Below are 14405 nucleotides of genomic sequence, written 5' to 3' on the forward strand. Positions count from 1 at the left end.
GACGAAGCGGGGTATCGAGAAAACCAGCTGTCGGAGGAGGAGCAACGTGAAGAAATGGGCCCCGTCCAAATGGACCGTCGGCCTCGCCTTGTTGTTTGCGCTGTTCGTGCTGCTGCTCGGCAGGTTTGCGTATACAAACGCCCAGATCGACGGAATTGTCCGGGACATACAGGACCGCAGCCGTACGCCGGTTCCAAGCGGAAAGGCGAAGCATGTGGTCATGATCTCCCAGGAGCTGGACAACCCTTTCTGGCGGACGATTGAAAAAGGCGCAAGGGAAGCCGCGGAGCGTTATAACATCAAGCTGGAGTACGGCGGTCCTTACCGCAACGATATCGAAGAGCAGACGGAGCTTTTCGGCAAGGCCATCGCGGGTAAGCCGGACGGGATTCTCATTCAGGGAATCAGCAGCGAAGCTTACAACAAGCTGATCGACAAGGCCGTCGAACAGGGAATCGCCGTTCTGACTGTCGATACGGACAGCCCGGACAGCCGGAGGCTGAGCTATGTCGGTACCGACAATGTGGAATCCGGACGGCAGCTGGGCGAGCTTGTGGCAAAAGCTTACGAAGGCCGCAGCGCGTCCATCGGCATGGTAATCGGCAGCTATGAGGCCGGCAACCAGCAGCAGCGGCTGGAAGGCTTCCGTTCGGTCGTGGATGCCGAGCCGAATCTCAAAATCGTGGAGGTCGGCGTCTCCAACATTTCGCGCATCCAGGCGGCCCAAACCGCCGAGCACATGCTGCGCAGCACGGAAGGCATTAATGTGATGGTCGGAACGAGCGCGCTGGATGCGCTCGGTATTTTGCAGGCGTCCAAAAGCTTGAATAAACAGGAGCAGGTGCGCATCTTCGGATTCGATGACCTGACCGAGACGCGCGAGGCGCTGGCCCGCAAGGAAATTGAAGCGACGGTGATCCAAAAGCCGTATACGATGGGCTTCCGTTCGGTCGAAATGTTGAATCGCTTTTTTCAGGGAGAAACGCTGCCTGACACTTCTTTTACCAAGATTGATATCCTGAATCCGCAAAATGTAGGAATGGCGGTGGCGCCGTGAGTATCCGCATGAAGCTGTTCCTGTTTATCCCGGCTCTCGTCATTTTGATGAATTCGGTTACGTTTTTTATTTATCAGAGCGGACGGACAGTCCAGGAGAGTTACCATTTGACGATGGACCGTATTTTGCTGTACAAGGAAATTGCCCATAAAACGGAAGAGAGTTTGAGATCGCTCAGCAGTTACCTGATCGATCTGAACGGGGAAGGGCGCGGGGCTTTCGTCGCACTCCAGGACGAGCTGCGCAGTCTCCAGGGCAAGCTGAAAGCGGACGCCAGAAGCGAGGAGGACAGCTTCGCTCGGAGAAATTACGCGAATATGCTCGGTACTTATCTGACGGCGGCGGATTCCGTTCTAACGGCGGTCGAGAGCAAGGACATGCAGCGGTATCTCCAGAGGTACGAGGAAGCGGACAAAACCGCGGGCTATATCAAGGCGGAACACCAGAACCTGGTGGATTTGGAGCTGAGCTTCTACCAGCCGCTTTACAAGCAGATGCTGCTCAAAACCGGCGAAATGAACAGGCTCGGCCAGACGCTCGTCGCGGTGAATATGCTGCTCAGTCTGGTTTTCGCCATCTGGCTGTCCCAGAGCATTACAAAGCCGATCGGGCGTCTGGTGCACGCGGCCAGACAGATGTCCAAAGGCAATCTGGACGCGGCCCCGCCGCCCGTGCAGAATGAAGACGAGATCGGCATACTGACGCTCGCTTTCGGGCATATGCAGGTCAATTTGAAGGAACTCATCGCTAAGAACCGGGCCAATATGGAGAAGGACAGACTTGTCAAAGAGCTGGAGATTAAAGCGCTGCAAAGCCAGATCAATCCCCACTTCCTGTTCAATACGCTAAACGTGGTATCCAAGCTTGCTCTCCTGGAAGGAGCCGAGAAAACAAGCGACCTGACGGTGTCGGTGTCCAATCTGCTCCGCTATAATCTCCGCAAGCTGGATCGGCCGGTCAGCCTTCGCGAGGAAGTCGATCACGCGCGGGAGTATTTCGCGATCCAGCAGTCCCGCTTCCGGGACCGGATCTCTTTCGAGACGGACATCGACGAGCGGGCGCTGGAACAGCAGATTCCGTGCCTGACGCTTCAGCCGCTGCTGGAAAATGCCTTCATGCACGGGATCGAAAGCATGGAGCAGGGAGCTTTCATCCGGCTCGGCATCGAGAAGGCCGGGGAGAATATCCGCGTCACCGTGGCGGACAACGGAGCGGGGATGGACGAGAAAACCCGGCTTCACCTGCTCCGTTACGGATCGGCGCCGGTTGACGGTGCGGGGCTCGCTGCAAGTGAAGGGATCTCCTCAGCCGGAGAAGAGGAAGGGGGGCAGCGGCCTGAGGCTGCCGCCGGGTATGAACGCAGCCGAGCGGGCAGGAAACCGTCCACGGGCCTCGGGACGCAAAATGTATTCCGGCGCTTGCAGCTTTTTTACGGAACAGACGGGTTGATTGAAATCGAGAGTGCTCCGGGAGAAGGCACGACCGTGGTGCTTACACTTCCGGAGATGACCGGAAAATGTGGCGGGACAAGGGGGGATGCGTATGTACCGTTTGCTGATCGCGGATGACGAAGCGCTGGAAAGGGAAGGGCTGGAATGGATGATCTCGCGTTCCATGCCGGGCGTATTCGAGGTGATACATGCCGAAAACGGGCGGACGGCCATTCAGCGCGCCGAGCAGAACCGGCCGGATATCGTGCTGATGGATATTAAAATGCCGGGAATCGAAGGGCTGGAAGCGCTGCGCCGCATCAAAGAGATCCAGCCCCGGATGAAGCTTGTGCTCGTCACGGCTTATGATTATTTCTCGTATGCGAAGCAAGCCCTGGAGATCGGAGTCCGGGATTATATGTTGAAACCCGCGAAGCGGGAGCAGATGATTGGACTCCTGACCTCGCTTGTGCAAGAATTGAATGAAGAGCAAGCCCGCCGGGAAGAGGAACTGAAGATCACGGAAAAACTCGCCCGTCTGGAGCCATTGGCGGAGAGCGAACTGGCTATGCATCTGATGCGGGAGCGGACTTCGGAAACCGGCGAAGAGGATTTGCTGGAGCTGCTGGCTCTGCCCTCCGACCCTTCAGGCTACGCTCTGGTGCTGGCTTTGGAAGAAGCGGAGCCGCACCGTTCCGGCGGCGGTCAGGGGCTTTGGGGAAGCGTTGAAAAAAACGGGGACACGGCTTCCCGGAAGCATATGTACGACGCGGTCAAAAGCTGGTGCCGCTCGCGCTACACATGCGTCGTCAGTCCGCTTATGGGCCGTCACTTGGCCGTTTTTGTGATCCGGCCCGGTGAGACGGAAGAGAGCGGAGGCGCAGGCCGGTCTTCGCATACTGTGCCGAAGGCTTTGGCGGAAGAAAGAGCGTGGGCCTACGGTGAAACCGCGTCCGCAGCTGCAACCGGGGCCGCCGGGGCTGCCGAGGCTGCGGGGAAGGCCGACAGCGGCCTGGACGGCGGGGCTGGGGCGAATGCCGTGTCGGCGGATAGCATAGAGCATGGCATGAATACGGGCAATGCCGAATTGGCAGATTGTGACCGGCAAGAGGCAGCGGGGGTAAATGCCGTGGTCGCGGAAAGCGGTCAATATGCCGTGAAGGCGCATCACGGCCAGTCCGTCCCGCCTGCCGCGACGACCGAGGCCACCCAGCCTGCAGGAGCCGCGGCCAAGCTGTACGGCTACGTGAACGGCCAGCTTGGCCGGCAAGTGACCGTCGGCGCGGGCAGAGTGCACCACGGCCTGACCGGGCTGCGCCGGTCCTACGCCGAAGCGTGCGCCGCCGCTATAAGCGCGGACGGGTTCGCGTTTTTCCGCGTATACGACGGCGAGTCCGCAGGGAGCGGCCCGCCCGTCACGGCCGGGAACGCGGCGGCAGGTCACGGCGTTCCCGGCGAGCTGGAGCTTGCCGCGCAGAGGCTGCTGAGCGAGCGCGAAGAGCGCACGACCTCCGTGCTGAAGGAGGCGGAAGATTGGATCGACGCACACTTCGTCGAGGAGATTACGCTGGAGCAGGCGGCGGAGCGTGTGCATCTGAGCCCTCATTATTTCAGCAAGATGTTCAAGCGGCATAGGGGGGAAACGTTCATCGACTATGTCACCCGCCTGCGCATCGAAAGGGCCAAAGAGCTCATGAAGAACGACGAGCTGAGCCTGAAGGAAGTCTGCTTCGAGGTCGGCTACAAGGACCCCAACTACTTCAGCCGGGTATTCCGCAAAGTAACCGGGGTTTCGCCGACCGGATACCGGGGGCGTTAATCTTCCGGCGTTTTCTGTGATTGAGGCCCGTCATGCGGCGCCGCGCCGCACGTCGGAAGCCCGCCTGGAGCCAAGCGGTACAGCGGCGCCGGGCGGCAAACCGTGCAAGCTTTGAAACCGCGCGGTAAGCGGGTTTTTTTAGAACCTATACACACTTATGGAATGGAAGAGGACTTATGTATGCTTATATAGAAGAAACTTACACCGGGACGGATTTCAGCGGACGCGATTTGGGAGAGGGAGAGCTGCGGAACTGCACGTTCGAACGCTGCCGCTTTATCGGGACCCGTCTGGAAGAAGCCTGGACCGAGAGCTGCCAATTTATCGACTGCGACTTCTCGGGAGCGCAGTTTAACGCCTCTTCGCATAAGCGGAGCGCTTTTACCAACTGCAGGTTCCGGGGAGCCAATTTTTTTGTCGCCAAATTTGAGGAGTGCAAGATGATCGGCTCGGATTTTAACGAGGCTTCTCTGGACGGAATTACGATTACCGGGGGAGACTGGTCTTATACGAATTTGCGATTTGCGAATTTATCGAAGCAGTCCATGAGGGGAATCCGGCTGGTAGAGGCCGATTTATATTCCTGCAACCTGGAAAAAGCCGACCTGAGGGACGCCGATCTGACCCGGGCGAGAATGGGCAAATCCCGGATGCAGGGGACAGACCTGCGCGGAGCTCTCATGGACGGGGTCGATTTTATGTCGCTCGATATAAAAGGGGCCCGCATGGACGCTCATCAGGGAGCCGCTTTCCTGCGCGCTTATGGGGCTAAGGTGGAGGATTAGACCGGGAAGAATGAGGTAAGCGATCCGATCGCTTCCCTTCGATTCCTTTCCTCGATACGCGGCGGAAAATCAGGCTGTGCAGAACGGCCACTGCGGCGCGTGCTGCCCGGAACGCATGCTTCGATGAGAGAAAGAATCATTCCCGCTACGTCACGCATGGCCAAATATACCCGCTTATAGGTACAGACCGGGGAGGCGGAAACCGCCCGGCGAAATCCATTCCGTTATTAGAGCGGGATGGATTTTTTTGTGGAGATGAAGACCCGGCAGCGTAAAATAATGCTGGTTTTTGAAAATAAACAGAGGGCGCTTTCACGGACCGCAAATCATTCCAGAACCCGCACAAACTTGTGCAGATGATTCCGCGGCCAGTGGCCGTCAGCCTGTGCTACGATATTTATGTAAACGGATACATCGACGATACAACCCATAAATATAACGGAAAAGGGGATCGATCACATGAAACGTAAGATGGTCATGGTACTCTCCGTCATGACGATAGGTACGACACTGCTCGCAGGCTGCGGGTCCGGAGAAAGCGGCGGAAACGGAGCGCAGACAACACCCGGGGCGTCTTCGCCGGGTCCGTCGGCAGCGGCAGCCGGTGCCAAAAAGGTGGAGATTTTCAGCTGGTGGACAGGTGCCGGCGAAGAAGCGGGCCTTAAAGGGCTCATTGATCTTTTTATAACGAAGAACAAGGACATTGAGCTGGTCAACGCGGCCGTGGCGGGCGGAGCGGGCACGAATGCGAAAGCGGTGCTTGCAAGCCGCATGCAGGGTGGCGATCCTCCCGGTACGTTCCAGGTACACGGAGGCGCCGAGCTGAATACGGGCTGGGTGGCGGCCGGTAAAATGGAGGCGCTGAACGATCTGTACGACAAGGAAGGCTGGAAGGATAAGTTCCCGAAAGACCTGATCGACCTTGTAAGCAAGGACGGCAGCATTTATTCGGTTCCGGTGAATATCCACCGCGGGAACGTTCTCTTTTACAATAAAAAAGTATTTGACGAAAACGGCCTGAAGGCGCCGAAGACGTTCGACGAGTTTATCCGGGCGGCCGACGCGCTGAAAGCAAAAGGCATCACCCCCCTGGCGCTGGGCGATAAAGAGCCTTGGACAGCCACGATGATTTTCGAAAACGTGCTGCTCGGCATGCTCGGTCCGGAAGACTACAAGAAGTTGTGGACGGGCGAGATTTCTTTCGAGGACGCCAAAGTGAAGCAGTCGCTGGAAACGTTCAAGAAGATGCTTACTTACACGAACAAAGACCATGCCGCCCGCAACTGGCAGGATGCGGCACAGCTCGTGGCGAAAGGCGAAGCCGCCATGAATATCATGGGCGACTGGGCGAAGGGTTACTTCACCACCGATCTGAAGCTGAAGGCCAATGAAGATTTCGGCTGGGCGGCGACGCCGAACACCGAGAACAGCTTCATGGTCATTACGGACACCTTCGGTCTGCCGAAGGGCGTAAAAGACCCGGAAGCGGTGAAGGAATTCCTGAAAGTGCTGGGCTCCGTCGAAGGACAGGACGTCTTCAACCCGCTGAAAGGCTCGATCCCGGCGCGTACCGACGCCGATACGGGCAAGTACGACGCCTACGGCAAGCAGACGATCGAAGAGTTCAAGAAGAGCAAGCTCACGCCGAGCATGGCGCACGGTTCCGCGGCTCCGGAAGGATTCGTGACTCAGGCCAACCAGGCGATGACGATCTTCGTGACGAAAGGCGATGTGGAGCAGACCGCCAAGATGCTTCAGCAGGCGGCAGCCGCAAGCGGCTTGAAAAAATAACGAAAGTGGTCAGGTGGGCGACCATCTGACCTTCTTTTTCCGGAAGGAGGCTGGTGGCTGTGCAAACGGAATCGGAGGTGCATGTGCCCGCAGAGACAGAGCGGGGTGTGAAGCCCCGGCGCAAGCGGAAGGGCGGCAGGTGGGTGCCGTTTCTTATGGTGCTGCCGTCTTTTGCCGCTATCCTGGTGTTCGTATACGGCTTTATCGCCTGGACAGGATACGTATCGTTGTCCAATTGGAATACGCTGGTGAAGGATTTATCCTTCGCGGGTTTGAGCAATTTCAAGTTTCTGTTCGGCGATTTCCGCTTTCAGTCGGATCTCCGTAACACGCTGATGTTTACCGTCCTGTTTATCGCGGCTACGATGGTGATCGGGATTTTCTTGGCGATGATGGTAGACGCGAAAATTAAAGCGGAAGTGCTGTTCCGCAACATTTTTATTTTTCCGATGGCGCTCTCGTTCGTGGTAACCGGAGTCGTCTGGCAGTGGATTCTCAATCCGTCGACGGGGGTGAACCTCATCCTGCAGTCTTTCGGGGTGACGGACCCGCCGAAGTGGTACACGAGCACGGAAATCGTTCCGAGCATCGCATGGGGGCTGATCGACTTTGGTCTTCCGCTCGCCCTCATTGCCGTTGTCATTGCCACGGTGTGGCAGATGTCCGGCTTTACGATGGCGATGTACCTCGCCGGTTTGCGTGCGATTCCGGACGAACTGCGGGAAGCGGCGCGCATGGACGGGGCGACGGAGCGGCAGGTGTTCACCCAAATTATTTTGCCGCAGCTTCGGCCCGTTACGGTGAGCGTCGTGATCATTCTCGGGCACATTTCGCTCAAAATCTTCGACCTCATCTTCGCGATGACCGGACCGGGAGCGATGTTCCTGACTGACGTGCCGGGTGTCTACATGTTTGAGACGACCTTCCGGGGCAATCATTACGCGCAGGGGGCTGCCATCGCTATCATCATGCTCCTTTTCGTATCGCTGCTGATCGTTCCGTATCTCTTCTCGAGTCTGAAAAAGGAGGAAGGCTGATGCGTCTCGCGCAGATCAACCGGTCGCTGCTCTATGTGCTGCTCGCCGTCATGGCCTGTCTTTATCTGGTGCCGATCTACGTGCTCGGAGTGACCAGCTTCAAAGGCTTGAACGAGATTACACTCGATCAGATGTGGAAGCTGCCGTCTCAACTGGACTTCTCGGGCTATAAGACCGCCTTCGATAAGCTTGCGCCGAATTTCCTGAACAGTCTGTACCTCGCCGTTCCGGCGACGCTGCTGTCCGCCCTGTTCGGTTCGCTTAACGGCTATGTGCTGTCCAAATGGCAGTTCCGCGGATCGGACACTCTGTTTGCTCTGATGCTGTTCGGCATGTTTATCCCGTATCAGAGCATTCTCATTCCGCTCATCCAGTTTTTACAGACGATTCACCTGTATAATTCGATTCCCGGCCTTATTCTTGTCCATGTTGTGTACGGTTTGCCCATCTGCACCCTGATCTTCCGCAATTTCTACGCGGGCGTGCCGGGTGAAATCATGGAAGCGGCGAAGATCGACGGCACCGGCTTCTTCGGGGCTTACCGCCACATCATTATGCCGCTGTCCATTACCGGCTTCGTGGTTGTCGGTATCTGGCAGTTCACGAATATCTGGAATGAGTTCCTGTTCGCGGTGACACTGACCTCCCAGAAGCAGCAGCCCGTCATGGTCGCTTTGCAAAATTTGTCGGGAAGCCAGATCGTGCAGTGGAACGTGCAAATGGCCGGAGCCATTCTGGCGGCCCTTCCGACTTTGCTCGTCTACATTTTGCTCGGCAAATATTTTGTCCGCGGCCTGCTTGCCGGCTCCATTAAAGGCTGAACGCGAACCGCTTGGCGGCAGCTAAAAGCCTGTGTTCTCCGGAAGGAGGATACAGGCTTTTTTTGTATCCGGGGGGAAGGTGGAAGAGGCCGGACGCCGGTTTAGGCGGAGAGGAGAAGATAGCAAGGGCGGAAGACGGGAGGAAAGAGAGAAAGGCGGCTGAAAAAGACGTGAATCGCAAGTCCCATATTATAGCAAATAACGGAACTTCAGGCAGTTGTTTTCCAAAACATTTGATGATACAATTTGTATCGTATGACGAGAGTGAGGGAGGTCCTTTCTTGAAGAAAAAAACCAAATGGAAAATCGCTGCGCTCAGTGTTCTCGTAATCGGGGTTTCGGCCGGCGGCTGGGCTTACTGGAGCCTGGACCCGTCCAGGCATTTCGAGAATCAGGATATCCCCGTGCTGGCACAGCCGCAAACTGCCGAGGCGGCAGCACCCGAACCGGTTCAGGAACCGCCCAAACCGGACATGAAGTCGTTTAACATCCTGATTCTCGGTGTCGATTCACGCAGCGGAGAGCCTTCCCGCAGCGATGTCATGATGGCGGTTCATGTCGTACCGACCGAACGCAAAGTCAATATCCTGTCCCTGCCTCGGGATACGCGTGTGCCCGTTAAGGGAGTCGGCATGACGAAGCTGAATCATGCGCACATCGTGGGGGAATCGAAGGGAGGCAATCAGCAGGGAACGCTTACGGCCACGCAGACGGTAAGCGATTTCCTGGGCGTGCCGATCAACTATTATGCCAAAACGAATTTCGAAGGGTTCAAGCGGATTGTCGACAAAGTCGGAGGCGTGGATCTCACGCTGGAGAAGGATCTGCATCTGAAATGGCAGAAAACGACGATTCCCCAGGGACAGCAGCATATTGACGGAGACACGGCCTTAAAAGTCGTACGGGAACGCTACGGAGCGGAAGGGGGGGAATTCGGCCGGCAGGAAGAGCAGTCCAAAGTACTTCGCTCCATTGCCATCGAACTGTTAAAGCCGGATAAAATCCCGCAGCTGGCGACGCTTCTGCCTTCCTTGCGCAAGGATATTCTCGATACGAATTTCTCGGATTCCGATCTGATCAGCCTGGCCTGGCTTTTCAAAGGGGTCGGCCATGACAACTTCCGTTACACCCAGCTTCCGGGGCGCAGCGGACGCGAAGAAGACCCGCTTGTCGGCTCCAACTTGTACTACTGGATTCCCGACTCCGAGGCCGTCAAAAAAATAAAAGAAGATTTATTTTAGATATTATGATACAATTCGTACCAAAAGGAAGCCTTTAGACCTAGATATAAAGATTCATTCCCATAGGCGGACATGAGGATTAAGTAATGATAAAAGATCGTCAAAAGGACTAGGCATACAAAATGTGGTATGCTATAATGCCCTTGATACAAAATGTATCATACCATGGGTTAACTAATTTAATGGAGGGATTTCTTACATGCAAGTGGCCCAACCTATTCGTGACCCCGAAAAGATTACAGAGCTTCAGGACGTCCTGAAGAATCATTCCATGAGGGACTGGCTTCTTTTTACAATCGGCATTAATTCGGGACTGCATCTCAACGATATCTTGAGACTCCGCGTAAAAGATGTGAAAGACCGCAATGAAATCAGCATCACGGAGGAAAAAACCGGCAAGAGCAAATCGTTCCGGATCGATGACGCTCTGAAGGCGTACATCGGTGAGTATGTCCAGTATATGGACGACGAGGACTATATGTTTCCTTCGCAAAAAACGGGCAAACCGATCAAGCGCATCCGCGTCTACCGGATTTTAAACGAAGCGGCCAAGCGTGTGGGATTGCAGGACATCGGCACTCATACGCTGCGAAAGACATTCGGTTACCATTATTATCAGCGTACGAAGAATATTTCCGTCCTTCGCGACTTGTTTAACCATTCGGCTCCTTCCGTAACCTTCAAATACATCGGCATCGATAAAAGAAACAGCGGCTGAGAGTTTACTTTTTATTACTCAAGGAGACTCCGAAAAGGGCCAGAAATGGCTTAGAAAGCAGATAAATCAGCAATGTATGCGGTTGCATAAAAGGTCCCGGATAAAGAAAGAATCGACACCCGGGATGGAGGAGTCGAAAGGTTTGTGAAGGATACAAAATGTGCTTGACATAGATACAAGTTGTATCATAAATTAAGTTCATGAGCAAAACGTTTGGGTATGATATCATCTCTAAATCGGTGAGGGTGCCATAAAAATGACGGATGAAATTGTTATTGATCTGCATAAACTAGTGGACCAGCTGAACTTGAATCCAGCTATTCTAAGCTCGTTTCCGACTAAAGGTCCGGCAGACGGAACGGAGCCGCCTACTCAGACATCGAACGTTCCGCCCTCACGAAAGCGATAAAACGCTTGGCTTCTTCGGCAGTCAGCTTACGGCCGTCAATGGATAATGCGAATTTCTCCAGGATCTTATCGTCGGAAAGCTCCAGACTGCTCACGAAGTCTCTTACATCCTCGTCGAGCACGGTATGCGGATTCGTCGTTCTTCCGAGCAGAAAGTCGGCGGACACTTTGAAGAAGTTCGCGATTTTGTTCATCGTTTCGAAATCCGGCTCGCGCCGGCTCGTCTCGTAATGCGATAATGCTGCGCGTGATATGCCGAGTTTGTTGGCCAGCTCTTCCTGAGTCAAAGCATGCTTTTCTCGTAGTTGAGCAATGCGATCCCCATGTTTATTCATCTTAGAATTCCTCTCATTCCACTAGAAAGTAATAACCAGTATAACCACGTCGGCCAATCGTTTAAACCGGTATCACCTAACAACCGCTCGCTTGAATAGGGCTCAACGGTTACCCGTCAGAGATTACATTGAAAGGTCGATATACTGAAATTATAAATTTTTTGATACAAAATGCAACTATTTGTCGATAAAATGTTTCTCCGCAGCACCTAATAAACCCTTTTTTTATCCCGTTTTTACCTTAATTTAAAGAACTTTTTACATTATATTCGGTGTTTAACCACTTATGTAATGTTTGGGATTGTATCATAATTTGAGATGGAAAGCATACGCTAACTATCATCCGATCGTCCCAAGCCCGGGTTACTTCTGCCCACTCATGAAAAAATGAAGGCGGAGTTTCATGAAAATTTCATGAAAAGCAAGCAAAACTTGTCCCGGTCCAGACCGGAATCCGGATGAAGGAGGCGGCCCTATGTATACGGATCTGCACTGCCACATCCTTCCGGGGCTGGATGACGGCGCCCCGGATCTGGAGGCCGCGCTGACGATGGCGGAGCACGCCGCGGCGGCGGGCATCAGCCGCGTCGTGGCGACGCCTCATCACGGCGGCGCCTACGACAACGAAGCCCCGGCCGTGCGGGAGGCCGTAGAGCTCCTGCAGCAGGCGCTGGACCGCCGGAGCATCGCCCTGACCGTCCTGCCCGGACACGAGATCCGCGTCTACGACCGGCTTCTCGATGACCTGCTGGACGGTCGGCTCTGCACCCTCGGCGGCTCCCGCTATCTGCTGCTGGAGCTCCCGAGCGGCCGCGTGCCGGGCGGCTTCGCCGAGCTGCTCCACGAGCTCGGGGTGCGCGGGATCGTCCCGATCCTCGCGCACCCCGAGCGAAGCAGCGAGATCCAGCGCCGGCCGGAGCTGCTGCGCGAGTGGATGGACGGCGGCCTGCTGCTCCAGGTGACGGCGGGAGCCCTCACCGGGGAGTACGGCCGCCGGATGCAGGCATTCGCGCTGAGCCTCTGCCGCGCTAATGCGGTCCATTTCCTGGCCTCCGACGCCCATGACGTCGTCGTCAGGAAATGGCACCTCGCGGACGCGTACGCGCTCGCAGCCCGGAAGGTGGGGCCGGAACAGGTCGCGGCCTACCGGGCTAACGCGGAGTACGTCGTACGCGACGAAGTCATTGTGCCGGCTGCTCCGGCTCGTAACGTGTCGCTATCGCGGGCCCTGTGGCCCTGGCCTTTCAATATTCGAGTTAAAGGGTAGGAATGGGTCATTTTTCGCTTGACAAGATACATATCGTATCATAAAGTTAATGTTGTAGATACGAATTGTATCTGTTTGGTGTGAAACGGATACTCGCTGTAGCAGAGTCCCTTTCATAAATAATTATCCGCAAGGAGTGAAGCTAGTGAAGAAGGCGTATATCGCACCGACTGTTTTAAAACATCAGCAGATCGTTTTCGAGACCAAGCCGTCCAAGCCGCATCCATGCGATAACGGCGGTCACACAGGCAGTCCGACATGTAAATGACACAGCCTCTCATCCGATTTATGAACGACCTGTATGTGGTTCACGGTGCATTCTTCTTCACTGAGGAAGAATACGGGCAGATCGCGGAAGACTTGGACTTATTTTCCATCTCGGCTCAGGTGTACCACATGCTGAAAGAGAAAGGGAGACTCGGTGAGCTCCCCCTCTTTCTCCAGGAACATCTGAAGCGCAAGGCGGAAGCGACCCTGTTCCAGAACTTGCTGGTCAAGACAGAAACAGACCGGCTGCTCCGGTTGTTTGAAGAAACGGGGCTTTCTGTGATGCTCTTGAAAGGAGTTCATTTTGCGGAAACCTATTTTGGGCATACAGGTGCCCGGGGAACCACCGATATTGATCTTTTGGTAGAACCGGATCATTTAAACAAAGCGATCGAACTTGTAGAAAGTGCAGGGTATAGCATCCAGGAAACATATGGATCGGATCATCATATCGTCTTACAAAAAACAAATGCTCAACGTATCCAGATAGATGTCGAAGTCCACTGGGCTTTGGCAAGAAATGAACTCTACAAAATCGATCATCAATCCTTTTGGCTGAGGAGCTCGCCATTATCTGATTTTTCATATGTGAGGCAGCTGTCGCCGGAAGACGTTTTTTACATGATTTGCTTGCATGGAGCTCAGCATTACATGATTTCTCCCAGATATTCACTTGATATTCTTCAATTAATTCAGATACAACCGCAAATTTTCGATTGGGATGACATTTACCGGCGTGCGCAAGAGGAGCATACCCGGAATAGATTGATCTTAGCTTGTACGGAAACTAAATTTCTTTTTAAGAATTGCCGTATGGATGAGAGATTTATAAGGAAAGGTTCAGCGGGCTGGGAATACGGGGAGATGAAGGCTGCGGCGACTGAGAATAAAAGGGCTCGTTATTATATCCAAACTTTTCTTTTCAGATTGAAATCAATTGATCGCTGGAGCTACATAGGGCTGCTTTTAAAAAAGATGATTATTCCAAGTGTTTCGGAAAATGTTCATAGAGAGGTATCAAACAAGGCGGTTGGTGTCTATCAAATTTACCGATATCGCTGGCGTATATTGAGGAGTACGATAAAGAAAATATTTCTCACATCAAAATAAGCGGGAGAACTTCTAATGGAAAAAAGGTATCATCGGCATGCAGACACAGAGATTTGGGTAACGGAAGGGGACTTCTTGATTGTTCATACTCTTCATCAAAGCATAACCAAACTAAACGAAGTCGGCGGGTATATTTGGTCCCTGCTTGATGCTCCTAAGACCTTAGAGGAGCTTGTCATGGAGTTAACTAAAGAGTATGAAATCACAATGGATCAAGGACTTAACGATGTGAACGTATTTTTGCATGATTTATCCCAATATGGTTTGATAACGACGTGTACGGGAAGTCTTGAGGTTGCTAAAAGCTAAAAAAATGTAC

At 54.2% G+C, this 14405-nt stretch carries 13 protein-coding genes; 12 read left to right on the forward strand and 1 reads right to left on the reverse strand.

Features of this window, described 5'->3' with window-relative positions; translation table 11 throughout:
• Window positions 1-46: 46 nt before the first annotated feature.
• From AC58P5_RS25580 to AC58P5_RS25620, 9 genes are all read left to right on the forward strand, one after another.
• The gene (locus AC58P5_RS25580) at window positions 47-1057 is read left to right on the forward strand and encodes a substrate-binding domain-containing protein (RefSeq protein ID WP_497391656.1); all 1011 of its coding nucleotides are present in this window, start codon (window positions 47-49) and stop codon (window positions 1055-1057) included.
• Entirely contained in the window at window positions 1054-2625 is a 1572-nt protein-coding gene (locus AC58P5_RS25585) for a sensor histidine kinase (RefSeq protein ID WP_497391658.1), read from the forward strand. The genes AC58P5_RS25580 and AC58P5_RS25585 overlap by 4 nt, the downstream gene beginning before the upstream one ends.
• Complete coding sequence (locus AC58P5_RS25590) at window positions 2600-4306, forward strand: response regulator transcription factor (protein ID WP_497391660.1); 1707 nt, start codon at window positions 2600-2602, stop codon at window positions 4304-4306. The genes AC58P5_RS25585 and AC58P5_RS25590 overlap by 26 nt, the downstream gene beginning before the upstream one ends.
• Window positions 4307-4482: 176 nt before the next feature.
• Entirely contained in the window at window positions 4483-5091 is a 609-nt protein-coding gene (locus tag AC58P5_RS25595; protein WP_497391662.1) for a pentapeptide repeat-containing protein, read from the forward strand.
• 459 nt (window positions 5092-5550) lie between these two features.
• Complete coding sequence (locus AC58P5_RS25600; protein ID WP_497391664.1) at window positions 5551-6882, forward strand: ABC transporter substrate-binding protein; 1332 nt, start codon at window positions 5551-5553, stop codon at window positions 6880-6882.
• A gap of 59 nt (window positions 6883-6941) precedes the next feature.
• Window positions 6942-7919 (forward strand): carbohydrate ABC transporter permease, encoded by a 978-nt coding sequence (locus AC58P5_RS25605; protein WP_497391666.1) that lies wholly within the window; start codon window positions 6942-6944, stop codon window positions 7917-7919.
• Window positions 7919-8740 (forward strand): carbohydrate ABC transporter permease, encoded by an 822-nt coding sequence (locus AC58P5_RS25610; protein WP_497391668.1) that lies wholly within the window; start codon window positions 7919-7921, stop codon window positions 8738-8740. Before AC58P5_RS25605 ends, AC58P5_RS25610 begins: the two co-directional genes overlap by 1 nt.
• A gap of 281 nt (window positions 8741-9021) precedes the next feature.
• Window positions 9022-9981, forward strand: coding sequence for an LCP family protein (locus AC58P5_RS25615; RefSeq protein ID WP_497391670.1), 960 nt, complete (start codon window positions 9022-9024; stop codon window positions 9979-9981).
• Window positions 9982-10180: 199 nt separating this feature from the next.
• A complete protein-coding gene (locus tag AC58P5_RS25620; protein WP_497391672.1) occupies window positions 10181-10699 on the forward strand; it encodes a tyrosine-type recombinase/integrase in 519 nt (172 codons plus the stop codon).
• 368 nt (window positions 10700-11067) lie between these two features.
• Here the strand turns inward: AC58P5_RS25620 and AC58P5_RS25625 are convergent, their stop codons facing one another.
• A complete protein-coding gene (locus AC58P5_RS25625) occupies window positions 11068-11442 on the reverse strand; it encodes a helix-turn-helix domain-containing protein (RefSeq protein ID WP_497391674.1) in 375 nt (124 codons plus the stop codon).
• A 475-nt stretch (window positions 11443-11917) separates the two neighbouring features.
• On the opposite strand from AC58P5_RS25625, the gene AC58P5_RS25630 reads away from it, so the two are divergent.
• From AC58P5_RS25630 to AC58P5_RS25640, 3 genes are all read left to right on the forward strand, one after another.
• Window positions 11918-12709, forward strand: a complete 792-nt coding sequence (locus AC58P5_RS25630) for a tyrosine-protein phosphatase (RefSeq protein WP_497391676.1) — start codon at window positions 11918-11920, stop codon at window positions 12707-12709.
• 264 nt (window positions 12710-12973) lie between these two features.
• A complete protein-coding gene (locus AC58P5_RS25635) occupies window positions 12974-14086 on the forward strand; it encodes a nucleotidyltransferase domain-containing protein (protein ID WP_497391678.1) in 1113 nt (370 codons plus the stop codon).
• 15 nt (window positions 14087-14101) lie between these two features.
• Window positions 14102-14395 (forward strand): PqqD family protein, encoded by a 294-nt coding sequence (locus AC58P5_RS25640; protein ID WP_497391679.1) that lies wholly within the window; start codon window positions 14102-14104, stop codon window positions 14393-14395.
• Window positions 14396-14405: the final 10 nt, after the last annotated feature.

The sequence above is a fragment of the Paenibacillus sp. JT31N7 genome (assembly GCF_059692095.1).

Excerpts from the sequence above, each read along its gene's own strand:
- AC58P5_RS25590 (WP_497391660.1), top strand. The coding sequence starts at position 2,600 with ATGTACCGTTTGCTGATCGCGGATGACGAAGCGCTGGAAAGGGAAGGG.
- AC58P5_RS25595 (WP_497391662.1), top strand. The coding sequence starts at position 4,483 with ATGTATGCTTATATAGAAGAAACTTACACCGGGACGGATTTCAGCGGA.
- AC58P5_RS25600 (WP_497391664.1), top strand. The coding sequence starts at position 5,551 with ATGAAACGTAAGATGGTCATGGTACTCTCCGTCATGACGATAGGTACG.
- AC58P5_RS25610 (WP_497391668.1), top strand. The coding sequence starts at position 7,919 with ATGCGTCTCGCGCAGATCAACCGGTCGCTGCTCTATGTGCTGCTCGCC.
- AC58P5_RS25620 (WP_497391672.1), top strand. The coding sequence starts at position 10,181 with ATGCAAGTGGCCCAACCTATTCGTGACCCCGAAAAGATTACAGAGCTT.
- AC58P5_RS25625 (WP_497391674.1), bottom strand. The coding sequence starts at position 11,442 with ATGAATAAACATGGGGATCGCATTGCTCAACTACGAGAAAAGCATGCT.
- AC58P5_RS25630 (WP_497391676.1), top strand. The coding sequence starts at position 11,918 with ATGTATACGGATCTGCACTGCCACATCCTTCCGGGGCTGGATGACGGC.
- AC58P5_RS25635 (WP_497391678.1), top strand. The coding sequence starts at position 12,974 with ATGACACAGCCTCTCATCCGATTTATGAACGACCTGTATGTGGTTCAC.
- AC58P5_RS25640 (WP_497391679.1), top strand. The coding sequence starts at position 14,102 with ATGGAAAAAAGGTATCATCGGCATGCAGACACAGAGATTTGGGTAACG.